General features: G+C 66.7%; 18 protein-coding genes and 2 pseudogenes. 9 read left to right on the plus strand and 11 right to left on the minus strand.

Annotation, left to right across the window (positions count from 1 at the left end; genetic code table 11):
* Window positions 1-367 precede the first annotated feature (367 nt).
* From BLV31_RS24575 to BLV31_RS25285, 3 genes and pseudogenes are all read right to left on the minus strand, one after another.
* Window positions 368-574 (minus strand): annotated as a pseudogene (locus tag BLV31_RS24575) (IS1380 family transposase); the annotation flags it as partial.
* Between the two features lie 74 nt (window positions 575-648).
* On the minus strand, window positions 649-1,794 hold the full coding sequence (locus BLV31_RS00575) for a 5-methylcytosine restriction system specificity protein McrC (protein ID WP_064061758.1): 1,146 nt from the start codon (window positions 1,792-1,794) through the stop codon (window positions 649-651).
* Between the two features lie 4 nt (window positions 1,795-1,798).
* Complete coding sequence (locus BLV31_RS25285) at window positions 1,799-3,973, minus strand: AAA family ATPase (protein WP_064061759.1); 2,175 nt, start codon at window positions 3,971-3,973, stop codon at window positions 1,799-1,801.
* A 477-nt stretch (window positions 3,974-4,450) separates the two neighbouring features.
* Between BLV31_RS25285 and BLV31_RS00585 the strand changes: the two genes are divergently transcribed.
* Window positions 4,451-5,122, plus strand: coding sequence for an NYN domain-containing protein (locus BLV31_RS00585; RefSeq protein WP_139192923.1), 672 nt, complete (start codon window positions 4,451-4,453; stop codon window positions 5,120-5,122).
* The gene (locus BLV31_RS00590) at window positions 5,119-5,964 is read left to right on the plus strand and encodes a hypothetical protein (RefSeq protein ID WP_064061761.1); all 846 of its coding nucleotides are present in this window, start codon (window positions 5,119-5,121) and stop codon (window positions 5,962-5,964) included. The genes BLV31_RS00585 and BLV31_RS00590 overlap by 4 nt, the downstream gene beginning before the upstream one ends.
* A 404-nt stretch (window positions 5,965-6,368) precedes the next feature.
* Here BLV31_RS00590 and BLV31_RS00595 read toward each other — a convergent pair whose 3' ends face one another.
* Complete coding sequence (locus BLV31_RS00595; RefSeq protein WP_072740578.1) at window positions 6,369-7,190, minus strand: hypothetical protein; 822 nt, start codon at window positions 7,188-7,190, stop codon at window positions 6,369-6,371.
* Window positions 7,191-8,114: 924 nt separating this feature from the next.
* Here BLV31_RS00595 and BLV31_RS24870 point away from each other — a divergent pair.
* From BLV31_RS24870 to BLV31_RS00605, 3 genes are all read left to right on the plus strand, one after another.
* Window positions 8,115-8,264 carry a hypothetical protein gene (locus BLV31_RS24870; RefSeq protein WP_162273075.1) on the plus strand — a complete coding sequence of 50 codons (150 nt, stop codon included), beginning with the start codon at window positions 8,115-8,117 and terminating at the stop codon, window positions 8,262-8,264.
* 220 nt (window positions 8,265-8,484) lie between these two features.
* Window positions 8,485-8,673, plus strand: coding sequence for a hypothetical protein (locus BLV31_RS00600; protein ID WP_064061711.1), 189 nt, complete (start codon window positions 8,485-8,487; stop codon window positions 8,671-8,673).
* A gap of 149 nt (window positions 8,674-8,822) precedes the next feature.
* On the plus strand, window positions 8,823-11,837 hold the full coding sequence (locus tag BLV31_RS00605; RefSeq protein WP_039583599.1) for a Tn3 family transposase: 3,015 nt from the start codon (window positions 8,823-8,825) through the stop codon (window positions 11,835-11,837).
* Window positions 11,838-11,860: 23 nt separating this feature from the next.
* On the opposite strand, the gene BLV31_RS00610 is transcribed toward BLV31_RS00605, so the two are convergent.
* Window positions 11,861-12,529, minus strand: coding sequence for a TetR/AcrR family transcriptional regulator (locus BLV31_RS00610; RefSeq protein WP_006554624.1), 669 nt, complete (start codon window positions 12,527-12,529; stop codon window positions 11,861-11,863).
* A gap of 129 nt (window positions 12,530-12,658) precedes the next feature.
* Between BLV31_RS00610 and BLV31_RS00615 the strand changes: the two genes are divergently transcribed.
* From BLV31_RS00615 to BLV31_RS00630, 4 genes are all read left to right on the plus strand, one after another.
* Window positions 12,659-14,230, plus strand: coding sequence for an MFS transporter (locus BLV31_RS00615; protein WP_039583601.1), 1,572 nt, complete (start codon window positions 12,659-12,661; stop codon window positions 14,228-14,230).
* Between the two features lie 12 nt (window positions 14,231-14,242).
* Entirely contained in the window at window positions 14,243-14,692 is a 450-nt protein-coding gene (locus BLV31_RS00620) for a universal stress protein (protein ID WP_006553198.1), read from the plus strand.
* A 22-nt stretch (window positions 14,693-14,714) separates the two neighbouring features.
* On the plus strand, window positions 14,715-15,251 hold the full coding sequence (locus BLV31_RS00625; RefSeq protein WP_006553199.1) for a PaaI family thioesterase: 537 nt from the start codon (window positions 14,715-14,717) through the stop codon (window positions 15,249-15,251).
* Window positions 15,252-15,379: 128 nt separating this feature from the next.
* Complete coding sequence (locus BLV31_RS00630) at window positions 15,380-15,997, plus strand: recombinase family protein (protein ID WP_006553200.1); 618 nt, start codon at window positions 15,380-15,382, stop codon at window positions 15,995-15,997.
* A 336-nt stretch (window positions 15,998-16,333) separates the two neighbouring features.
* On the opposite strand, the gene BLV31_RS00635 is transcribed toward BLV31_RS00630, so the two are convergent.
* The 6 genes and pseudogenes from BLV31_RS00635 to BLV31_RS26060 all read right to left on the minus strand — a co-directional run.
* Window positions 16,334-17,122 (minus strand): hypothetical protein, encoded by a 789-nt coding sequence (locus BLV31_RS00635; protein WP_064061713.1) that lies wholly within the window; start codon window positions 17,120-17,122, stop codon window positions 16,334-16,336.
* The gene (locus BLV31_RS00640; RefSeq protein ID WP_064061714.1) at window positions 17,119-17,469 is read right to left on the minus strand and encodes a hypothetical protein; all 351 of its coding nucleotides are present in this window, start codon (window positions 17,467-17,469) and stop codon (window positions 17,119-17,121) included. The genes BLV31_RS00635 and BLV31_RS00640 overlap by 4 nt, the downstream gene beginning before the upstream one ends.
* A gap of 268 nt (window positions 17,470-17,737) precedes the next feature.
* A complete protein-coding gene (locus tag BLV31_RS00645) occupies window positions 17,738-18,691 on the minus strand; it encodes a Fic/DOC family protein (protein ID WP_064061715.1) in 954 nt (317 codons plus the stop codon).
* 1 nt (window position 18,692) lies between these two features.
* Window positions 18,693-18,881 carry a hypothetical protein gene (locus BLV31_RS00650; protein ID WP_064061716.1) on the minus strand — a complete coding sequence of 63 codons (189 nt, stop codon included), beginning with the start codon at window positions 18,879-18,881 and terminating at the stop codon, window positions 18,693-18,695.
* Between the two features lie 84 nt (window positions 18,882-18,965).
* Complete coding sequence (locus BLV31_RS00655) at window positions 18,966-22,907, minus strand: helicase-like domain-containing protein (RefSeq protein WP_254778492.1); 3,942 nt, start codon at window positions 22,905-22,907, stop codon at window positions 18,966-18,968.
* 88 nt (window positions 22,908-22,995) lie between these two features.
* Window positions 22,996-23,139: pseudogene (locus BLV31_RS26060) on the minus strand (hypothetical protein); the annotation flags it as partial.
* Window positions 23,140-23,164: the final 25 nt, after the last annotated feature.

Below are 23,164 nucleotides of genomic sequence, written 5' to 3' on the forward strand. Positions count from 1 at the left end.
CCGGCGCAGGTCCTCGTACCTGCCTTCACGACGATCGCGGAACTGGGCCCGGATCTCGAAAGCCTCCGAGGTGTCGCTCGCCAGCAAGAGAGCGATCATGTTCTCGAGGTGGTGCAGAGTCGCACTTTCCGCCGCGGCTGTGTCGATGTTGCGCTTCCACCGGGACCGGGATTCCAACTTGGTTCAGAGATCGTCGCTTCGTCGACATACGCCTGATCCGGCTGTCCGCCGCCGAATCCCGGTTCATCAAGGGGGCCGTACTTGCCGTTCAGATACCGTCGCAGGGTCCGGCCGTCGTCGACGGTCATCGCGATGAACCGAGGCACGTCCACCGCAGATAGCAAGCCACGCGGGCCGTCGAGGACGACACGGAGTCGGCACCGGTAACCGAGAGAGCTTCGTGGCGCTTTGTCGTGGCCAGTTTCGGGGCGGGGTTCGCGGCCCCGGATTTGATCCTCGAGGTGGTGATCGTGATCTTCTCTGCCAGCAGCAGTTGCGGCAGGCCGGTCTGTTCGACCAGCGTCATGACCGGCACCACGCCGCCGTACGACACGAGGCGGTCGTCGTCGAACATCGCAGAGTCCGCACCCGGAAGTGCCTTTCTCGAACCGGACCGATCGTTGCCTGAAGAACATCCATCATCCCAGTTCAGAGGGCACTTTCCGTATGTCGGCACGCCGTGACCCCACGGTGGTCGTCGGCGGAGTCAGACTGAGGGATCGCAGGAGCGCTGGATAGGGAGATAGCTCGCATCAGGTGCTCGGTGATGACCTCACCGGAGGCACGCAGGTCGACGGTGGCACATCGGATCCGGTGCCCTTGGATGACCACTTCTTCGTCGAAGTATCCGTCGACGACGGGATGGAGCAGGAGGCCTTCGGCGTGACGGTGCTCGTCGCTCTGTTCCTGCTGGGACATCAGATAGGCGTAGATCTGATACAGATACGCGCTGCTCAAGGTGGTGGTCCGGTAGTTTCCGGCGTGGGTGATGGCCGTGAACTTGGTGTCGATGACCGCCCGCCGCCGAATTTTCCCGCCCGGACGTAGCGGTGCGCGCAGGGTGATGTCGGTGTACATCCCGGGCAGCACCGGTTGCATACCGTCGGAGATCCGCTCGATGCTCCAGCTCAACCGGGTGCCGTGTTCCACCGTCCATCCTCGAGGTTCGAGAGTGTGGCGGTAGAAGCCGTAGACGGCGTGTTCGAACAGTTTACGTAGGTAGTGGTCCGAATCGTCGGGGGCGACGGTGACGAAGTCGTCCTCGCCGGGATCGGGAATCGACATGGTCAGCAGAAGTTCGGCGAGGGAAAGCATCCGATGGTCGCGGGCGAGCAGTCGCTGCCGGCGCAGTGACGGCACGATGTCCGGCCGCGGGGCAGGTCCGCTCACTCCCGCCGCTTCCAGCTGCAACGCCAAGGATCGGTACCGGGGACGATCCGGGATCCATGTGGCGGCGGCGCGCAGCGCGGCGCGGACGAGTCGATTGGCTGCGGTGTCGGTGACCAGGGTGTCGTATCGGCATCGCACCTGTCCCCGTTCGAGGAGTCGGTGGCGAGTGGTGCCGAGGACATCGATCCGGCCCCGAACCCGAGTCAGGTCCGACACCGTGCGGGTGAAGCCCACGGACAGGCCGGTGTGCAGCCTGTGTTCGACTTCGTCGGCCAGCATCCGGGCGACGAGCTGGGGCAGGGCCTCCGCGATCTGTTCCGCGCCGGCGAATTCGTGGCCGTGATGCCGGTACAGATCGGAGGCGAACAACTGCAGAAGCCACAGGTTGCGGACCGGGATCTTCATCGCATCACAGCTCGCGCAGTGTGGTGAGCACGTCGTCGACCGTGTCGGGGCGATCGAACCAGTACTCCTCGAGAAGCGGTGTGATCTCGGTCTGCACCACCCGGTCGAGCCATTGGCGTGTCGTCAGGGTCACCGGGGCGTGCGAGGGACCGGGGGTGACGAAGCTGTGCCCGAGACGGAACTGCCGGCCCAGTCCCCGATCTTCGGCGATCCGGATGTTCAGCTCCTGCATGCGCGCCCCGAAGCGTTCGAGGGTTTCCAGGTCGTGGCCCAGTCCGCTGACGTATTCGGTCCAGGCGCTGCCGAACTGGGGTTCGAGTTCGACGAAGGCGAAGCGGCGGCGCAGAGCCATATCCACCAGAGCCAGGGACCGGTCGGCGAGGTTCATCGTGCCGATGACATACAGATTCGGGGGGATGTGGAAGCGCTCGTCGCCGTGGCGGGGATAGGCCAGGCGCATGGCGTTGTCCGGGTTGCGTTTGTCCGCCTCGAGAAGGGTCAACAGCTCGCCGAAGATCTGTGCCGGGTTCCCCCGGTTGATCTCTTCGATCACCAGCACATGACTGTCGTCGGGGCGATCATCGGCGTGTCGGCACAGCTCCAGGAACGGTCCGTCCGCCAGCTCGAGGCGACCTCCGGCCGCCGGGCGCCATCCGCGCACGAAGTCTTCGTAGGACAGGGAGGGGTGGAATTGGAGGACGCTGACACGGTCACTGCCCCGCTCGTTGCAGATCGTCCACGCCAGCCGTCGTGCCAGCCAGGTCTTTCCGGTGCCCGGCGGGCCTTGCAGGATCAGGTTCTTCTTCGCCAGCAGGCGTTCCTGGATCGTGTCGAGTTCGGGGCGCGGGATGAAACACCCGTCTTCGACGATGGAGTCGAGGGTGTAGATGTCCCCCGCGATGGGGTCGCTGTCGGACGCCACCGACAAGGTGGTGTCATGCGGTTCGGCGCTGGGTTCGTGTTTGATGTTCGCGTAGCGCCAGGCGGCGGCGGACAACTCGGGGATCGAGGTGAACGGCGTGCTGTCGTCGCCGACCCACGTCTGGATCTGTTCGGTGTTCGCCAGGAACTGTTCCCCGTCGATCTTCGATCGCAGCGCCAGTGTCGTGGCGAACTCGGGATACTGTGCGGTCAGGAACCCGGCGTTGACCTGATCGTAGGCAGCGAAGGTTTCGGGACGGATCCAGTAGATCCCCATGGACAGTTGCCGGGTGTTTCCGCGGGCGGCCGCGTCGAAGGCGGCCACCAGTCGTTCGCGGGTGTTCTCGTTGCCGGCGGCGGCGTAGGCGATGGCCGCATCGGCCAAGTCCCACAAATGGTCGACTTCACCGGGGCTGCGTTCGTTTTCGTAGCGGATGAACCACGAGTTCCAGTTGTTGACCACCGGTATTCCGGCGAACGAGGCCGGTGCTGCAGCGGTGATCTCGAAGACGGTCCGGTAGCTCGATGCGATCCGGGCGCGGGCCGAGTCGGTGATACCGCGGTTGAACGGGCCGAAGACGGTGAACGGATCGATGTCGCGGAGCGCTCCGCGCGAGCCGTCCGCACGTAGTTCGGTGCGCAGATAGCGGAAGTACCGCTCGAGGCCGGGTGTTTCGGCGACCGTCCACACGCGCTCGAGCAGTCCGTGTCGATCGTCGCGGAACGTCCGAATCGTGTCAGCGAGTTCCTGGTAGAACGGCACCCAGGTGAAGTCGTCCTGCTCGGTCACCGGGCGTGGTTCGTCGATGAGTCGGGCGATCTCGTCTGCGGCGGTGGTGAGGGTGAACAATGACAAAGCCGCGCTGATCTGGTTCTGCGCGGAGACCGACAGTTCGTCGCGCGGAATCCCGGTCGCGAGCCAGTCGACCGGGCGCCAGTGCCGATACTGGTCGGCCTCGGGATGGAACTCGTACCCACCGCGGATCCGGCCGATGTTGATCGTCCGCGTCGCCCGGTCCGGACACACCACGACATCTCCCGCACCAACGGCATGCACGAACCGGTAGAGGGTGCCGGCCCAGGACGCCACCGACTCCGGCCTGCCCGGAAAGGCGCTAGCTACCGCTTCCTTGAACGCGTCCCTCGTCGGGTCCAGCAGCGCGAGATCTCCGAGTTCGTCCCAGCCCAGGCGCACCGCTCCATCGGCCACCGGGTCGATACTCGGCTGGTCGTTGTGAATCCCCCAGAACTCCGTCACATCTCGCACCGTAGATCACACTCGGCCGCGGCTGCCGTAAGCACGTTCGACGCGTCCGACCTGCCAGGGAGGCAACGCATCAGACGTCGAACTGGCCCCAATACTGCCGACTGTGACCAACATCACAACACCTTGGAGAGTTGGCGCTTTCGAGGGGATCGGTGAGCCGTCGCATCGCTGGCGCCGACCTGTCGACATGGCGCTCCGGACGGACTCGCCGGGGAGCGTCGCTGCTGGTCGCCGAATTTTCTAATTAATTGGAGCTTTCTCGCCCAAAAAGCATCATAAGTATTTGCGCCTTGACATGGGATTTTGCTGTCAACACAAGAACAGTTGCTACAACGGCAAGATTTTTAAATATGTTGCTTCCCAGCCGCTTTCGTCAGTGGCGGGCCGGGATGGGGTGCGCTAGCGTCGTGTTTACCGGCGCCGCAACCATCAAGTTCCGCAACACCATTCGGATCGAGGATCACCATCATGAGCATTTCCCCGTCAGCCCGCCATGCCCTCAACCCCCGCCCCCAGTTGCGCCTGGTGCCCATCCCTGCCTCGCTGGCTCGGCCGATCGGATCCGCGCCCGTCCCGGACCGTGTCGATGTCTTCCTCGACATGGGGTACGTCATCCGCTCGGCGCGCACAGCCTTCGGTTGGCGCGTGGGATCTCGCACCCCGGATCCCCTCACCACCGCCCGAGAGATCCTGGCGCTGCGATGCTGGCCCAGTGAGCTCGGCACCGTGCACGTCTTCGACGGCCTCCACGACCCGGCTCGTCGACCGCTCGACCATCATCGGATGCTCGCCTGGAAACGCCGGGTCGAAACCAGCGGCGAGGTGATCGTTCACCTGCGGCCCTTGCAGTACCTGCCCGACGGCGGGTTCCGGCAGAAGGAAGTCGACACCACCCTGGCGTTCGCCATGGACGATGCGGCTCGCTTCGGACGTGCCGAGGCGATCGTTGCGTTCACCGGCGACCGGGACCTGCTACCCGCGGCACGACGAGTAATCGCCGCCGACGTCCGCTTCGAATCCGCGTGCTGGGGACAGCGCGGCGGGATCTTCCTGCCAGACATGCGCACCTGGACCCATCGACTCGGCCGCGCCGCCTACGAACGCTGCACCGCCATCGGAGAATTCGGAGAGGCCGCATGAGCATCTCGCACCCTCCGGTGGGGGAGCTGCTCGACGCGTTCGTCGGGCAGCTTCCTCACCCGCCCACCGCCGACCGCCGTATCGACCACACCGCCTGCATCGTCGCTGCCACCGTTGCCACCGTGCAGGCATCCTTGGATGCTCCGTTCGAGGCACTGCGCAGCGAAGCGCGCACCCGACTCGCTGACCATACTGCGCCGCTGCTGCCCGAACCCGACCTGGAGGTCACCTGCAGCACCACCCTGTTCATCCAGATCTGCACCACCGTGTCCGACGCTGCCTCGTTGATGACTCGCTGCCACCACAGATCGACATGGGCGGTACTGGCCGCCGCCGCGGCGGACCTGCACACCCTGACCCGCCTGGTGACCTCCCCGCTCGTCGACGCCGGCAGCATCCTGGCCGTCGATGCGCTGCACGCCGAGAACATACAGAGCGATCACATCGCGCAGATCCTCGGCGTGGACACACCCCCACACACACCACCAGTTGAATACCCGAGGAAGGACTCTCGGGACGGGAGTGGACGCTCGGTCGTGGACGAGCTGATCCGATCCGTGCGCGCCGCAGCCGACACCGAGGCCTGTCGCCTGCCCGCCCCGGCGGTCGATGTGCACGCCTCGCCGGACCGGATCGACTACCCCCACGACGAACCCACCATCATCGCCCAAGCGAGCCTTGCTTTCGACTTGCTCACGCACGCCACTGCCGTGCTGTGCGCGCAGCTGGCAGAGCTCTACTGCGACAACTCGTGGACCACCAGGGGGCAAGAGATCGCCGCCGCCATCGACGCGATGAAGAAACGGGTGTGGCCCCAGGCACAGTCCGCATCCCGGGACTGATATCGCCTCCTTGCCCGGCCGCGATGGGATCACATTCGACCGACTTCGACCGGCAGGCAGTGCTGAGCGGCTCCTGCGGTGGCCGCGAACGGGACCCCGTCCGAGCGCGGGCGCTGCGAGATCCACGTCGAGACCGGGACTGGAACGGCGTCGACTACTACGGATTCGCCCCCGGTTGCGATCACGCAGGGCCGGCCGGACGCGGGTGGGCAGACGAAACCCCAGGGCTGTCTACGACGTCGCCGCCCTGGTCGACGATAAGTGAGTGCCTTGCCGCAGAACCCATCCCCGCCGCAAGGGGTACGGCGGGGATGGCCGCATCGAAGTATGCCAGGTCGACCCCGTCGGACGTCGAGGTCCGCAGCTCTGGGCAGCCGGGCGGTACAGGGACCCGGCCGGGGGGGTCACGGGCCGGCCGGGGGTGTGCGCAGGTCCTGGAGTTCGGCGCGCAGTTCGGCGATACGTTCGCGGGCGGCTTCGGCTTGCGCGTGTGCGGCGGCGGCGTCGGTGCGGGCGGTCTCGGCGCGGTCGCGTTCGGCTGCCGCCGCGGTGCGGGCGGCGGTGAGTTCGGCGTCGAGCCGCCGGGTGTGTTCGGCTGCGGTGGCCGCCGCGGCGTCTTTCTCGGCGATCGCTCGGGTCAGCCGCTCGCGGTGCTCGTCGAGCTGCCCGGTGAGCAGCTCGATCCGGTGCTCGAGGCCGGCGATCTGCTCCCGGTGGGTCGCGGCGGCCTGATCGAGCTGCTGCTGCCAGCGGTCCTGTGCCGCGGCGTGGTCGGCCCGGGCTGCGGTGAGCTGGGCGAGGGCCTCGGTGGCCTCGGCGTCGGCGGCCGTGGCGGCGGCATCGGCGTCGGCGCGTTCGGTGCGCGCGGTGTCGAGTTCGTCCCGCAGTGCCGCGATCTCGGCGGCGGCGTCGGCCCGGACCTTGTCGGCCTCGGCCTGCACGCGCCGTAGCTGTGCATCGATCGCCGCCGGATCGGCGAGCAGATCGGTCGCGGTGGTGATCGACGACGCGATCGTCGTCAGCGTCTCGAGCATCGCCTGGGTTTCGCGGCGCAGCAGTGGTACCGCGTCGGCGAGGGTGCCGATCGCCGAGGTCGGATCGGTCGGCAGCGCATCTTGTTGTTGCTGGGCGCGGGCCTTGTCTTTCTGGCGTTGCCGCCAGGCCCGTACCCGGTCGGCGTCGGTGGCGTATTCGCGGCGCCGTCCCCCTCTGGCTTCCTCGGCCATGACCTCGCCCTCCCGACCCGATGACGTTCCGTATCCGGCATCGTAACAATATTCGTAACGTACGTATCATGATACGTACGTTACGAATGGTAGGGATCGATGCTATGCCGATCGCTGCGAGGCGCGATGGCGTACCTCCCGAGGGGCTGTCTGCCGGCCTCCGAGCACCTCGTCGGCCGCTCCCCGCCATGGACCCGGGGGGCGGCGGTGGGCCACCAGCGACGTCATCGTTGCGAGGACGTGGTGGCAGCTTGGTCGATCCCCGGTCGCTCGAGGGGCAGGACAGTGCCGGCGGACCCCACTTCCCCCACGTCGTGGACGGCAGTGACCGCCGGCGAGGCGCGGTGTGCAGGCCGATGCGAGGGTGCCCGGCATCGGAGGTTCTTCCGGCTCTCGACGCCCGGTTTCCTGCGGAAACGATGCGGCAGGCCGATGCTTCCCGAAGTCCGCTGTGCGCGTCCCTCCATCGACCTGCCAAGTCTCACTCTAACGCGCGTAATCGAACACGTGTGCGAAAATCTGTGGTGTGGTGTCCTACGAACGCGCACCGAAACGGTGCCCGCACGGGCACCGACTGGGACCGCACCGGGTAGTCGTGGGCTGGACACCGTGCACCTGCGCGACAGCCCTGCGCCCCTCGGGAGCGACCGGACACCGCACCTATCTGTGCATCGTCTGCGAGGCGGAAATCCTCATTCCGCCCCACACGGGGCCACCGTTCTCCGGGGTGCAGTGGCCGCCGAGACAGACGCAAGAGCCGCCGCGGCCCGACTCGGGAGGTGAGTGAGCCGGCCGGATCGCAGACAGGGCGACCCAGGGTCCAGAAAATTAGCTTCGCTAAATTTTGGTTTGAACTGGGAAACGACACGTCCCGTTCTGTCGTGTCGATCGGAGACAGAACCACCATGAAGCCCGGCGATCAGGGTGAAGGTCAGCGCACGCGGCACGTGCGTGTTCACCGTCGAAGACATCGATGAGGACGCCGGCATGGCCGTGATCGAGGTCAACGCCGACAGTCCGCTCACGTATCCGTGGCCGGCGCGCATCACCGATCTCGTGCCCGTCGAGGACTGACTCCGAGAGTCCTTCCTCCTGACGTTCGCTTCCGCTTCACCTGTTTGGTACCGATCCGTGCTTCCGCTACGGTGACCGCTGCAATCACCCGAGTTCCCCGACAGGTGAGTGATTCCCTGACGGGTCGAAGGATGGTCCCCGGCGCCCCCGCCGGGGACCATCGCCTTTTCCGCTGATGGGTTGTACGTGCAGCGGACGACACGGTGGCTACCCTCGGCGCGTGGAAGAGGGGACGCGAGCCATCGGCGATGCCGCCGATGCGATGACCGACGAGGAACTCGAGACCGCGATTGCGGCGCTACACGCCCGTGAGCGGGAACTCCTCGTCGCCGCAGACAGCGAAGCAGCGTTCGATCTGATGGGCACGAAGTTCGTGTTGTTGTCCACGCTGGAAGGTCGGCGGCGGTAGCCGGGGTAGCCGTAGCATCCGCCGGAAATCGGGCGGATTTGGCGTATCCGACTGGTGGGCACGGGGTTTCGAGTTCGGCATGCGCTGTCGACTGGTTGGTGCTTGACTGCCGATGATGATGTTGGTCGGTGCTGGTGGAGGCTGGGGTCGTGGCGACGCGGATGTTCGCGGACGAGGAGTTGGAACGACTGCGGGGATTCCCGGAGATCAGCCGCGAGGAGCTGTTCCGGTACTTCACGCTGACGCCTGCGGATCTGGCGTTCGTGGATCCGGGCCGGGGCCGGGGCCCAGCCGAGCGGCTGGGCTTGGCGATCGCGTTGTGTACGCTGCCGTGGCTGGGATTCGTGCCGGATCGGCTGGTCACGGCTCCGCCGGTGGCGGTGGCTCGTGTCGCCGAGCAGTTGCGGTTGGATCCGGTGGTGATCGGTGCCTACGGCAGGCGAGCCAAGACCCGCACCGAGCATGTGCGCCTGGCCGCGCGGTACCTGGGATGGCGTGCGGTCGGTGCGCTCGAGTTCAAGGAGCTCGATGAGTTCCTGCTCGCGCGGGCGATGGAGCACGATTCCCCGACTCTGCTGTTCCGGCTGGCGTGTGAGTATCTGATCTCGGCGAAGGTGATCCGGCCAGGCCCGGTCACCGTGGTCGAGCGGGTCGCCCACGCCCGCCACCAGGCCCAGACCGAAACCTATGACCGGCTCGCTCACGAGTTCACTGCGGCGCGGTGCGCGGAGTTGGACGGCTTGCTTGTCACCGACGCTTCGCTGGGGATCTCGCGGTTGCGGTGGCTGTCGACCGGGCCGGTGGAGGCCTCGGCGGCCGCGGTCCGCGCCGAGGTCGACAAGCTGGGTTTCCTGCGCGGGTTGGGCGCTGATCGGCTGGATATGTCGGTGCTGCCCGCCGAGCGGCGCCGGTTTTTGGCCACGATGGGCCGGCGCCTGAGTCCGCAAGCGCTGCAACGTCGGGATCCGCAACGCCGGTATCCGATCCTGCTCACGGTGCTGGCCCAGTCCGGCACCGATGTCCTCGATGAGGTCGTGGCGTTGTTCGATCAGGCGATCTCGGTGAAATTCGGTGCTGCCGAACGGAAGATGCAGCAGCGGCTGGCCGAACGAGGGAAGACTGGAGAGGACCGTCAGGCGCTGCTGGACGATCTGTTGGAAATCGTCACCGACCCCGGCGTTCCGGATGAGGAGATCGGTGCGCTGATCCGCGGCGAGAAGATCGGGTGGGAGCGCCTGCGCGCGGCGATCGCCCAGGCCAAGCCCAGGTTGCCGCGTGATCACGGGCATCTGGCGGCGTTGGATTCCTCCTACAACTACCTGCGTCAGTTCACCCCCGCGGTGCTCGAAGCGGTGCGCTTCTGCGGCGGTACCGCCGCGACCGAGTTGCTGATCGCGGTGAACATGCTGCGCGAGTTGAACGCGACCGGGCGGCGCAAGGTCTTCGATGACGCCCCGACCGGGTTCGTGCCGATGAAGTGGCGCGGCTACCTCGACGAGGCCCGCAAATCCGGCAGCGCGACCGCGTATCGGCACTACTGGGAGTTGTGTGTGCTGCTCGGATTGCGTGACGGGTTGCGCAGCGGGGATGTGTTCGTGCCGGGCTCGCGCCGTTACGCCGACCCGGCCGCCTACCTGCTCACCACCGGGCAGTGGGAACCGCAACGCGTTGAGTTCTGCGGCCTGGTCGGGCGATCCGCCGATCCTGGCGTCGCGCTGGCCACCGTGGTCGCCGAACTGCACGACGCTCTCGGTGAGCTGGAGGAGGTGCTGGCCGGCGGGGACGGCCCGGTCCGGCTGGACGAGGGCGGGGATCTGGTGATCTCGCCGCTGAGCGCGGAAGATGTTCCCGCCGAGGCGATCACGCTCAAGGCCGAGCTGACCGAAATGCTGCCGTTCGCGCCGATCGTGTCGCTGCTGATCGAGCTGGACAAACGCACCGGCTACCTGGACTGCTTCACCCACGCCGGCGGTCAGGCCACCCGGACGCCGGAGCTCAAACGCAACCTGATCGCGGTACTGCTGGCGCACTCGACGAACCTGGGGTTGACCCGGATGGCCGAGGCGTGCGGAATCACCTACGACATCCTGGCCTGGACCGACGAGTGGTATGTGCGCGAGGAGACCCTGCGCGCGGCCAACCTGGTACTGGTCGGCTACCACCAGCGGCTGCCGCTGACCGCGGTGTTCGGCGCCGGAACACTGTCGTCGAGCGACGGGCAGCGTTTCCCGACGCGCGGTAAGTCGACCACGGCGCGGCCGTTGAGCCGCTATTTCGCCAGCGAGGGCCTGTCGACCTACACCCATGTCAGCGACACCCACGCCACCTACGGCACCAAGGTCATCGTGGCGACCAAACGCGAAGCCCACTACGTGCTCGATGAGATCCTGGGCAACGCCACCGATCTGCCGATCACCGAGCACGCCACCGACACCCACGGGGTCACCCTGGTCAACTTCGGGTTGTTCGACCTGCTCGGGATGCAGCTCTCGCCACGGATCCGGGATCTGGGGCGGATCACCCTGTACCGGCCGGGCCCGCGCGCCGAGGCCGAGGCCCGGTTCCCGCACGCGGGCCCGCTGATGACCCGCAAGGCCAACCTGGGTTTGATCGCCGAGCACTGGGACGATCTGCTGCGGTTGGCCGGATCGCTGAAGTTCGGGCACGCCACCGCGTCGCTGTTGGTCGGCAAGCTGTCGGCGTCGGGGCGGCAGAACACCCTGGCCGCGGCGCTCAAGGAGTACGGGGCGCTGCGGCGCACCATTTACGCCGCGAGATACCTCTCCGATCCGGACTACCGGCGCAAGATCTCGCGGCAGCTCAACAAGGGCGAGTCGCTGCACGCGCTGCGCCGCGACCTGCTCTATGCCCATGAGGGGATGATCCGGGCGCGCCACCTCGAGGACCAGACCGAGCAGGCCTGGTGCCTGACCTTGACGACCAACGCTGTGATCGCCTGGACCACAGAGTATTACGGGTTCGCTGTCGAGCAGATGCGCCGGACCGGGCAGCGTATCGATGACGAGGTCCTGGCCCACATCAGCCCGGCCCACAGTGCCAACATCAACTTCTTCGGCGCGATCGAGGTCGACATCGACGCCGAGCTGGCCCAGCTGGGCCCGACCGGGTACCGGCCGCTGCGGGTGCGCGACACCTTGTTCTGACCGCGCGGAACCGGGGCCCGTGGTTACGGCGTGGCGATGTCGATAGCGGTGTCTGCTGGCGTGGGTGTTCGGTGGGCGGTGAGGAAGTTGTCGACGAGCCGGGTGCAGTCGTCGTGGTCGATGCTGCGTAATCCGGTGAGACGGGCGAACACGATCGGGCCGAGGAGTTCGATGATGGCGAAGGTGGTGTCGAGCTCGCCGAGCATCGCGCGGGCCTCGGGACTGGTGAGGATCTGGTCGAACGGGTGGCGGTACTGCTCGATGACGCGCGCGCGCAGCGAGGTGACCGCGGCCGGGTCGGGGTGGTCCTCGCCGATGGAACCCATCGCCAGCCAGGCCAGGGTGGTCATCTGCACCGGAGCCTGTTCGATGAGGTCGGCCTGGCTGGCGAGCAGCGCCAGGAGCCGCTCACGCACGGGCCCGGTGCCGGTCGGTGTGTCGACCTGGGGAAGTAGTCGTTCGAAAGTCGCCGCGAGCAGCTGGGTGGTGCTGCCGAAGTGCCGGTAGAGGGTGGCGCGGGCGACCTTCGACACGCGGGTGACCGCCTCGACGGTGACCGCCTCGACACCGCCGGTGGACAGCAGATGGGTGGCCGCGTCGAGCAACCGGTTGCGTGAGCGCGCCAGTCGCGGATCGGCCTGCTCGTCGTCCGCGGCGAGCGGGTCGGTCGCCGCCGGGCCTGGGTCGGTCATGGACGCGCCTTCCTCCGAATTCGTGTCGTTGAACTCTTGATATGGGTGAACTCTATCCCACCCCCCAACCACTATGATACGAATGGTCTCGTACAGATACCGTTGGTCTTCAAAGTCGGGGAGGTGCCGGTGGCCACACCCGGAACGGACACTGTCGAGATCGCCCGCTGGACCAGGGCCCAGTGGTGGATGCTGGCGGTGTCGTGCCTGGCGGTGGCGCTGGTGGTCGCGGCGATGGCGGCGTTGTATTCGGCGTTGCCGCAGATCGCGCTTGCGACCGGGGCCACCCAAGCCCAGCTGACCTGGATCGTCGACGGCTACACGCTGGTGCTGGCGTGTCTGGTGCTGCCCGCCGGCGCCGTCGGTGACCGTTACGGGCGCCGCGTGGTGCTGGTGGTGGGGTTGGTGGTGTTCGCCGCCGCCTCGGCGCTGCCGCTGCTGCTGTCCGACCCGGCCTGGTTGATCGCGACGCGCGCGCTGGCCGGGGCAGGCGCCGCGCTGGTGATGCCCTCGACGCTGTCGATCCTCACTGCAGGGTTCGCCCCCGCTCATCGCGGCCGGGCGGTGGGGATATGGGCCGGGGTCGCCGGATCCGGGGCGATACTGGGGATTCTCGGTGCCGGGGTGCTGCTCGAACGATGGTCGTGGCTATCGGTGTTCGTAGGGTTGACCGTGGCCGGGGCGGTGCTGGCGGGGTTGGCGTGCACCATCGCCGAGTCCCGCCAGCGCGAGCATCCGCAGGTGGACTGGGTGGGCGCGGTGGCGGTGGCGGTCGCTGTCGCGGCGATCGTGTTCGCCGTGATCGAGTTCCCCGCGCGCGGCTGGGCCGACCCGCTCGTCGCCGCCGCCGCCGGGGTCGGCGTGGCCGCGACGGCGGCCTTCGTGGTCGTCGAGCTGCGCTCGGCGGCGCCGCTGCTGGATGTGCGGTTGTTCGCCCGCCGTGGTTTCGGTGCCGGGTCGCTGTCGGTGACCATCCAGTTCCTGGTCACCTTCGGGGTATTCCTGCTGCTTGTGCAGTACCTGCAGCTGGTCTTCGGTTACGGGCCGCTGGCCTCGGCGCTGGCGTTGGCGCCGATGGTGGTGCCGCTGGTCGTGATCTCGGTGATCGCGCCGTGGCTGTCGAGCCTGGTCGGGTTACGGGTGATGACCGTGGCCGGCCTGCTCACCATCGCCGCCGGGCTGGTGCTGGTGAGCCGGCTGACACTCGCCGCGCACTACCTCGACCTGCTGTGGCCGCTGCTGATCATGAGCGCGGGCCTGGGATTGTGCACCGCGCCGGCGACCTATGCCATCGTCGCCGACACCCCCGAGGCCAAACACGGGGTCGCCGCCGCGGTCAACGACGCCGCCCGCGAGATCGGCGCCGCGATCGGGATCGCCGTGGCCGGCAGCGTGCTGGCCGCCGGCTACACCCACCGCATCCAGCCCGCCCTGCCCCAGTTGCCCGAGCCCGCCCGCGGCCCGGTCGCCGATTCCCTGGCCGCGGCGCTGCAGGTCGCCGACCAGGCCGGACCGGTGGCCGCACCGCTGGCCGAGTTCGCCAAGGCCGCGTTCGTGCACGGCAGCGGCCAGGCCGCGCTCGCCCTGGCCGCCCTCACCACCGTCGGGGCGATCGTGCTGGCAGTACTGGCCCCCGGCCGCGCACCACGCCGCCGATACATCTCGACCATTTCCCCCGCAAAACACGCTCCCTTCTCGTGAAAGACGCCCGTCATGACGGCCTATCGCACGATCATCGTCGACACCGACGGATCCGACCGCTCCTACCGTGTGGTCGACCACGCCGCCGAACTCGCCCACGCCACCCACGCCCGGCTCCTGATCATCTGCGCCCGCCACCACATCGACGCACGTGAGCTCGGGGCGGACCTCGACCGGCTCGGACCCGACGCCTACCAGCTACGCGGCACCACTCCCACCGAGGCCATCCTGCGGACCGCCCACCAGCACGCCCTCGCCCACGGCGCCACCGACATCGAAACCCACATCCTGTCCGAACCCGCCCCGCACGCGCTGCTGCACCTGGCCGCCGCCACCGGCGCCGACCTCATTGTCACCGCCGATCCCCACCGGCCACCGCTGCTGGCCCGGCTGCTGACTACCCCACCGATCGAGCTCGCCCGCAAAGCCCACTGCGACATCCTCTTCACCACCGCACGGTAGACACACCCCACAGAAAGCGCCCATGACCGAGAACACACCCAGCACCCATACACCCGAGCCCCGACAGGTCCCGGACTGGATTCCCGCCTTCCCTGTGCTCGCACCCGACTCCGCCGACCTGCCACCCCACCACGACCACTGCCTCGGCTGCGGACCGGCCAACCCCCACGGCCACCAGCTACGCGCCCGCCGCGACGCACACGGCGTCCACGCCCACCACCGCTTCGACTCTCGCCACGTCGGCGCCCCCGCGATCGCCCACGGCGGCGCGGTCGCCACCGTCCTCGACGAACTGTTCGGACTCTTGCTCTACACCGTCGGGGAACCCGCGGTCACCCGCCACCTTGCCATCGACTACCTCGCCCCGATCCTGCTCGACACCCCTTACACCCTCCGCGCCCACATCCACGCCCGCGACGGCCGCAAACTCCACCTGCAAGCCACCATCGAAAACGACCACGCCCACGTGATCACCACCGCCACCGCCCTGTTCCTCACCGTCGACGTCAACCACTTCCTCACCCACAACACACCCCCACACACCGATAACACCCCCTGACCTGTTCCGTAACCGGATCGGCCACCGGAACACCACGCAGAGCCAACGTCGGCCCAGCTCACCGGTGTTCCGTAGAGGTGTTCCGCTGACTGTGCCGGTCAACCCCCGCTATCTGGAACACTTTCGGCATGGGTGAGCCGTTCCGCGTCGGATACTGCCGCTGCTCCACCGACGAACAAGACGTCGAGATCCAAACCGAGCAGCTATTGGCGCTCGGAGTGCCGCGTGAGCGGATCTTCATCGACAAAGGGTTCTCCGGGACCACCCGCAAGAACCGGGCCGGGCTCGACAACGCACTCGCCGCCGTCACCTCCGCCGCGGCGGCCATCGACGGGCGACAGGTAGTGCTGACCACGCCGAAGTTCGACCGATTCGCACGCAACATGGCCGAAGCAGGCCAGACCCTGACCGAACTGCGCGAGCGCGAGGTGCTGTTCGGACTCGGGAGCTCGATCTACGACTGGAACGACCCGTTCGGCAAGCTCTTCCTGCAAACCTTGGCCATGGTCGCCGAATTCGAGGCCAACCTCAACCACCTACGCACCCGCGAGGGCATGGCCAAGGCCCGCGCGAAAGGCAGGCTCAAGGGCAAGCAGCCGAAACTTCCTCTCACGGCACGGAAAACAATCCACCGCCGCTACCACGACCCCGCCGACGACGCGAGCCTGGCGGACCTGGCCGAGGAATACAGCGTCGGCCGCTCCACCATCCACCGCATCGTCAGCAGTGCTGCACCACGAGCCTGAGAATTCACCAGCCTGTCGTCAGGATCCCGCTACTTTGCACTTCCTGACAACCTTGGGTTGCGGGCCCTTACGTCCCACACGAGTTCTGGCCCGAATCGGATCGTCGGCGAGCTGGGCGGATACGCCGCGCCCGCCAGGAGCCGGTGGCGAGACAGACGATCGTTTCGACCCAACAGGCCGAGCGGATCACCGACCGGGCACTACGCCATATCCGCCCGATTTTCGGCAAATGCTACGGCTACCCCTAGCCGACTGGCGCACAAGTTCTGTTTTTCCATTATTTCCGTCTGGTTCGGTATTCGCACGCCGGTCTGTGGAGGCAGATTCGTACAGCACTCATTGAGAGAGGTCGGGTCCGGCTTCTCGGGTCGGTCCGGTGTCAGGGGGAGCAGCGGACGTCGAGGGGTTCTCACCTCGGTTCTTGCTGTTGAGCATCTGCTCGACCGAGCGGGGATGGCCGAGGAGAGCGGTGGCGATGTCGGCGGCCACCGACGCCGGAGCATTAGAGGCAGGATCTTCCTTGGCCGAGGTCGCGGTGGGGTCGGCCAGACTGCTCAGCCAGTTCCGCGCTCGATCGAGGCAGAGATCCTTGTTCTCGGTGTAGGTCGGTGGCCACTCGATTCCGCTGTCGATGCGGGCGCGGATGTCGGCGGCTCGCACGAGTTGTTCTGCGACCAGGGCGGCGACGAATTCGTAGTCTTTCTCGCGGCCGGCGATCGTTTTCGACACGCACAGATCCACTGGGTCCAGGCACAATCCGGTTCGGCCGTAGAGGGTGGAGGTGTCGTCGTCGACGATGAAGTGGACGAGGCGGTGTTCCCAGTGTCGGGGCAGGACTACGACGTCTTTGTGGATGCCTTCGACGTAGAAACCGAAGGACATGTGGAAAGGCGAGCCCTCGCCGAGTCGGGCATCGAGGAGCAGCAGCTTGTCTTCGACGGCAGGTGGATCGGTGATCCCACTCAGGGGCAGGATGTCGACTTCTCGCGAGAGGAAGGCGGCCGGAGGCAGGGCGGTGATGTCGAAGCTGCCGAGGATCGATTGGGAACCGAGCACGATCACGCGAGGTTCGTCGAGGTTGGCGCACGCGGCCTTGATCGCCCGTCCGAGTTCGTCCCGGTTCACCGCTGCGCAGTAGCTTTGAGTCTGGTTCTGAATTCGGTGAGGACGCGGCGACGTTCGTCATCGCTGAGCAGAACCGACAGGGGGGACAGGTTGCGCATTTCCCGGCTGGTGTCGTCGTCCGTCTCGACGATCCGGCGGATGTCATCGATGTCGTTGGTGCGGACGATCATGTCCCATCGGTCCAGGTAGCGCTCCATCAGTGGGCTCCGGTTCACCTGACGGCGGATCGTTTGCAGGCTGCGGCGCACCGGTTCGGTGTCGACCGACAGACCGGTGGTGATGATCTTGTCGAGCACGGCGGACTGCACGAGCTGCTGACGCACAGTCTTCGGTGTGACCACGCTCATCTGTACACCTCCTCGGCTCGAACCATCTGCGCCCTCTGCACGGATCGCTCTCATGATAGTGCGTGTATGCAGCAGTTTCACCCTGTTGTTGCTCGCTGCAACACTTTTGGGTGGTGCTCGGTGATGCACGGCGGGCCAGCGATGGCGGTCCACTTTCCTCTGCAGAACCCTGACCGGCAGGCGCGGCGGGGGGTGGATGCGCCATGTCGTAGATGCGAGTGTCGGTGGCGATGCTGCCGGCACCGCCAACCGCCGGTTACGTATCCGTCTAGAAGTCGAGGTCGAGGGTGGGTCGGCTGCGAGGCGCGTCCACGGGTGGAGTCACAGGACCCGGCGTGGAGGTATTGGCGGAGAAGTCGTGAACAGAGCGTGGGTGCGCGGACATGGCGGCGGTGATAGCGCGCAGATCAACACCGTGGTCGATGGCCGGACCGGCGGGAACAGGATCGACCACCTCGGTGATCGCCATGTCCAGCACGTCGCGCATCAGGCCGGTGTCGCCGTTCTGCATGTACTCGAAACGTCCCCAGACGAACTGCTCACGCAGGTCCCCGACCAGGGGGTTCTGCTTCAGCTCGGTCTTGCTGACGGCTTGGAAGCGATCGGTGTCGAGCCTGTAACCGGCTTCGGCGGACAGTTGCCGGAAAAAGGCGAATTGAGTACGGGTGTTGCCCTCACGAAATGGATGGACGAAGTTTATCCGCAGCCACACTGTGGTCAGTTCGCCGATGAAGTCGCTGCGGGCAAGTCCGCGCAGATTGTCTTTAACAGCGATGCGGTCGAGAACGACTTTAGCGGCCTGAGGGACTTCGCGGGCCTTGAAATACTTGTGCGGAATTTCGGTGACGCGGTTTTGCCCGTTGCGGATGGCGGCGACGTCCGGCCCCCACTTGACCATCGGCCAGTCCTGCGGGGCAGTGCGTAGTTGCCCGGCCCAAGGGTAGACGTCCTGAAACAGGTGGTAGTGAGTGCGCTGGAAGTGATCCAGGTCGTAGCGGCCCGGGAGGGGTCGTTCGGTCAGTTCCCGCATTCGCTGGTAAGACGCGATGCCTTCGGCGCGGTGCACGGTCTGGGCGTCCGGGAAGCCGTGCGGCCACCGGTCTGATTGCAGGACCAGGTTCTTCATCACGGCGCGGCTGATGTCGGGCATCTCGTCCGGGGTCCATTCGATCGTGTCGGGAATGAAGTAGTCCAGCCACTCTTGTGAATATCGCGGGGTCATTTCAGTCGATCTCGTAGCCGGCTTCGCGGGCGAGTATTTTGCTGATCTCTTCGAAGGTCTTGGTTCCCCGGATCAGATCAACCAACAGTTCCTTGTCGCCGTCGCTCATCTGGCGACCTTCGATCGCCATGATCGGTTCCATGTCGGCAATATCTGCGCGGGCTTCAGCTTCGGTGATGTGCGGGTCCACGGTGCCTTCCCTGGGGTGTGCGGTGATGGGGCAGGACCGGGATCGGTCCCTCCCCATCTGTGGTGTCGAGTGTGACGGTCGTGGTCAGACGGCGCGACCGTCGTCGTAGCCGCCCTCGTAACCGGCCTCGTACTGCCGCATCGGGTCGGTGTACTGCGGGCGCTCCGTCCCGGTGCGCGGATCGACGGGACGTAGCGGTCGAATGTCACTGGCCGCCCTCAATCCCTCTTCGAGGGTCTCGTCGAGCACATAGGTGCTCTCGGTGGCTGTCACCGCGTCGGTCGGTTCCACCACGGCATCGATCGGTTGGATAACCGCCTCGGTCGGCTCGACGACAGCATTGACTTTCTCGGAGATCTTCCGAGGAGTCACTTCGTCAACCATGCTGGCGGTCCCGGTGACCGCTGTGACGTCGAGGCTGTCACGGCGGGCGAAGCCGGCCCGGTGGATGGCTTCGCGGCTGATGTTCTGCTCGGCGGCGAACTTCTCGACCGCCCGTGCAGCGATACCGAATGCTTCGCTGCGGGTGTTCACGGCGTCACGTTCGACGTTGCCGCCCCCGTCCCAGACTTCGAGGTGCCATTGCCGATCGTCCCAGCGCACTCGCGCGCCGGGCCGGCCGCTGCCCGAGTCGAAGCCGTACTGCCAGATCGCTTCGGTGTCGTCGAGGGCCACCCACGGATCGGCCTTGCGGTTCGCCTCGCGCATCTCGGCGCCGTCGAGCCATTCTTGCCGGGCTGCGGCCATGCGCTCGGGCACCGAGGCGATGAGCTCGGCCTTGCTCATGTTCCGGTGTTCGGCCCACGCATCGGTCGGGTTCAGATCCAGAGTCCACTGCGGGTACTGCCCGTCCGCAGCCCGTCGCTGCTGGTCTTCGCGGACTCGGCGCAACGCCTCGGGAGAGTTCTCGCGGGCGTTGACTTCGAGCCGCAGTTCCTCGGCCCGCAGCTTCGCGGCCTCGAGTTCGGCCGTGTCGGTGAAGTCGAGTTCCGGCTCGGCCTCGGCCTCGGCGAGTCGGCGACGGTTGTGTTCGATCCGCGACTCGATGGTGGTGATGTGCCGGTCGGCGCGATCGGCGATCTTGCGGATGGTGGACAGCATTCCCTGCGCTCCGGTGGAGCGTTCGAGGACGTTGAAGAACCGATCCCGCTCGTACCAGGCGGTTTCCTCCCCGACGGTGACGTAGAACTGGCCGAGGATCTGGCTGTAGCCCAGGCTCAGCGGCACCCCGCCGATGACACCGAAAACCTGCTCGTCACTGCTGCGGGTCACCTCGTCTTTGAGCCGGATCAACGACCCTCGCAGGGCATCGGCCAGATCCGCAGTCTGCGAGTCGGGGATCGTGGCGTCGGGGAACGCCCACTTTTTCTGGGCACGGTCGTCGATGCCGCTCCAGGCGGCGAGCTTGCCGGCGACCTCCCGGACCTCGGGCAGCCGCTTCTCGTCGGCGGTGATCGACCGGCTCAGTGCCCGGATCGCAGCATTGCGGGCCGCATTGGCATTGAGCACCGCATCGCGACGGGCTTCGAGTTCGGCGACCTTCTGGTCGGCTTCGACTTGCTCGACGAACACCGGATCACCCGTGGCCGCGGCCTTGCTCTGCGCCCACGAGACGGTCAGGTCCCCGCCGATGTCGTCCATGGTGGGTGGCACATCGGCCTTGCGGATCATCGACACGAAGTTCGATTTGCGGGCGACGTACTGGTACATCATCGCGTCGTAGGAGCGGCGGGCGACCATGTTGACCACGCTGACGGTCTCGTGGACGTTGCCCTGACGGATGATGCGGCCGAGACGTTGTTCCATGTCCGCAGCCGTCCACGCCGGGTCGAGGTTGATCATCTGCTTGAGTGCCCGTTGGACGTTCAGGCCGGTGCCACCCTTCTTGGTGGAGGTCAGCAGCACCCGGATCCGCCCGTCGGCGCAGGCTTGCACCAGGCGGGCCTTGGCCCTGGGGTTGTCGTAGTCGTGCATGAAGGCAACGTGCTCGGGTTTCATCCCTCGGGCCACCAGGGCGTCGCGCAACTCGGTGTAGAGATTGCGGGCCTTGGGGCCGGCACCGGCCTTGGGGGTGCCGCGGTCGCAGAACACCAGCTGGAACACCCCGGTCATCTCGGGGCCGTACTTGTCGGCCGGGATGTGCAGGTCGGCGTGGTCGCGGTGGACCTGCCAGATCAGGTCGGCGGCGTGCTCGACCCGGCTGTGCTGCGGGTCCGGTGCACCCAGGTTCGCCAATGACGGATACATCGTCAGATTCCGCCCGTCGGTGGCGATCTTGAGGCTGTTGTCCAGGTCCATCCGATCGCCCTGGATCTGGGACATGCGCACATCCAGATCGGCCATCGCGTCGATCGCGTCCTGTCCCATGTCGAACTCCACGATCTTCGGGGCTCCGCCGTCGAGGACGGGCAGGCGCACCGGGATCCGATCGGAGGTCACCACGTCCCGGAACTGGTCGAGCATCGCCACCAGCTGCGGGACGTTGGCGTATTCGGCCATGCGGGTTTTCATCTGGATGCGGGTGGCGGTGGTGTTCATCTCCGGCACCGACACCGGCTTGGCGAAGGTACCCGCCCAGTTGTCGATCCGTCCCAGGCCGGCCTCGTGCAGCAGGTCCGGGCGCAGGTACTTGGTCATCACCCAGATTTCCGACAGCGAATTGCTGATCGGAGTGCCGGTGGCGAAGGCGATCGCCTTGGCCGGCGCGTGCGCCATCCCCTGCTCGGCGCCCAGGGCGCGGGCCTTCTCCCGCAGATACTTGGCCTTCATCTCCAGGTCGGTGGCCCGCTGAGAGCCGTTGGTGACCGCCAGATCTGCGCTGTTGGACGGGCGGGTGAGGTTCTTGTAGTCGTGCGCCTCGTCGATGAACAAAAAGTCACACCCCGACTGTTCGAAGGTCAAGCCTTCGTCGGTGGCCTTGGCCGCGATGATCTTCTCGACCCTGGCCTCGGCGTTCTTGATCGCCTGCTCGATCTGCTTGACCGTGAACTCCGCGCCTTGACTGTTGGCGGCGTCGAGGGCCTCGCGCAGCTCACCGAGTTCGCCTTCGAGGTACTCGATCTGCGCTTCGCGGCGCATGGCGATGCGACTGAACACCGACTGCGGCACGATCACCAGGTCCCAGTCCCCGACGGCGCTCTGCCCGACGAAGCGTTGCCGGTCATCGCGCCCGTCCAGGTCGGCGGCGACGAGGATGTTCGCGTTCGGATAGGCGTCGCGGGCCTCGACCGACCACTGCCCGAGCAGGTGATTGGGCACCACGATCCACGGCTGGCGGATCTGCCCGAGCCGTTTGGCTTCCATGCACGAGGCGGTGATCGTCAAGGTCTTGCCGGCCCCGACCACGTGGTCGAGCAGGATCGTCTCGTCGTGCAGGAACCGTGTCACGGCGGCGGCCTGGTAGTCGTACGGCGTGTACTTGCCGTTCATGCCGGGGAACGACTTGGTGCTGGCGTCGTGGACCGGCTTGACGTAGGAGTTGTAGCGCTCGTTGAAGATGCGGGCCAGGCGCACATAGCGGTCGCCGTCCTCCCACAGCCATTGTTCGAACCGCTCCTGCAAGGCTGCGGCCGAGGCTTGCGCCTGCTCGGTGAGCTTGACGTGGAACCGCGGCTTCGGGGAGCGTTCGAGCTCGTCGCCGGTCTTGTTGACCTGGACCGGCTTGTTGTTGGCGAGCAGCTCGACCATCTTCACGCCCGGCAGCCGGGCACTGCCGTACTTGTCCGGGTAGCCACCGGAGAATTCGTGGCGGCTGCGCTGATCGGTGGTGATCTGCCAGTTTCCGCTGATCTGATCGTGTTCGACGGTCAGCCGGTCCGGGCGCAGCCCGAACTCCTCGACCAAGAACGCGCGGTAGTCCTCGATCGGCACCCAGGTCGCGCCGATGCGCACCCCGATCTCGGCGGGATCCACATCCGGCGGCACCACCTCTGCCAGTGCCTCCACCAGCGGCGCGTAGCGAGGATCGTCGCCGGCTTTGATCGTCGCCCGCGCCAGCTTGTCTCGCACCTGCCCGGACAGGGCCACGGTGGCCAATTCCCCACCGGTCGGCGTCGTGCAGGGACGGATAGATCTTCCCCTGAGCCTGCTCGAGCGCGTCCTCGACGGACATGTTCAGCAGCTCGGCGACTCGCTGCGGCGAGATGTGTCCGAGCTCGTCGAAGCTGATCGCCAGCGCTTCGTCGACGTCGGCGGCGCTGGCGGCCTTGTCCTTGAACGGGGTGGTGTCCTCGGTGAAGATCGCCGTCTTGGTCGCCACTGCGTCGCTGCCGTCGAACTTCGAC

This window comes from Rhodococcus pyridinivorans, from assembly GCF_900105195.1.
Lineage (GTDB): Bacteria > Actinomycetota > Actinomycetes > Mycobacteriales > Mycobacteriaceae > Rhodococcus > Rhodococcus pyridinivorans.

Bases quoted from the DNA above. Each gene is read 5' to 3' on its own strand.
- BLV31_RS00575 (WP_064061758.1), bottom strand. From the start codon at position 1,794: ATGAAGATCCCGGTCCGCAACCTGTGGCTTCTGCAGTTGTTCGCCTCC.
- BLV31_RS00620 (WP_006553198.1), top strand. From the start codon at position 14,243: ATGACGGCCTATCGCACGATCATCGTCGACACCGACGGATCCGACCGC.
- BLV31_RS00625 (WP_006553199.1), top strand. From the start codon at position 14,715: ATGACCGAGAACACACCCAGCACCCATACACCCGAGCCCCGACAGGTC.
- BLV31_RS00630 (WP_006553200.1), top strand. From the start codon at position 15,380: ATGGGTGAGCCGTTCCGCGTCGGATACTGCCGCTGCTCCACCGACGAA.
- BLV31_RS00595 (WP_072740578.1), bottom strand. From the start codon at position 7,190: ATGGCCGAGGAAGCCAGAGGGGGACGGCGCCGCGAATACGCCACCGAC.
- BLV31_RS00585 (WP_139192923.1), top strand. From the start codon at position 4,451: ATGAGCATTTCCCCGTCAGCCCGCCATGCCCTCAACCCCCGCCCCCAG.
- BLV31_RS00590 (WP_064061761.1), top strand. From the start codon at position 5,119: ATGAGCATCTCGCACCCTCCGGTGGGGGAGCTGCTCGACGCGTTCGTC.
- BLV31_RS00645 (WP_064061715.1), bottom strand. From the start codon at position 18,691: ATGACCCCGCGATATTCACAAGAGTGGCTGGACTACTTCATTCCCGAC.
- BLV31_RS00640 (WP_064061714.1), bottom strand. From the start codon at position 17,469: ATGAGCGTGGTCACACCGAAGACTGTGCGTCAGCAGCTCGTGCAGTCC.
- BLV31_RS00610 (WP_006554624.1), bottom strand. From the start codon at position 12,529: ATGACCGACCCAGGCCCGGCGGCGACCGACCCGCTCGCCGCGGACGAC.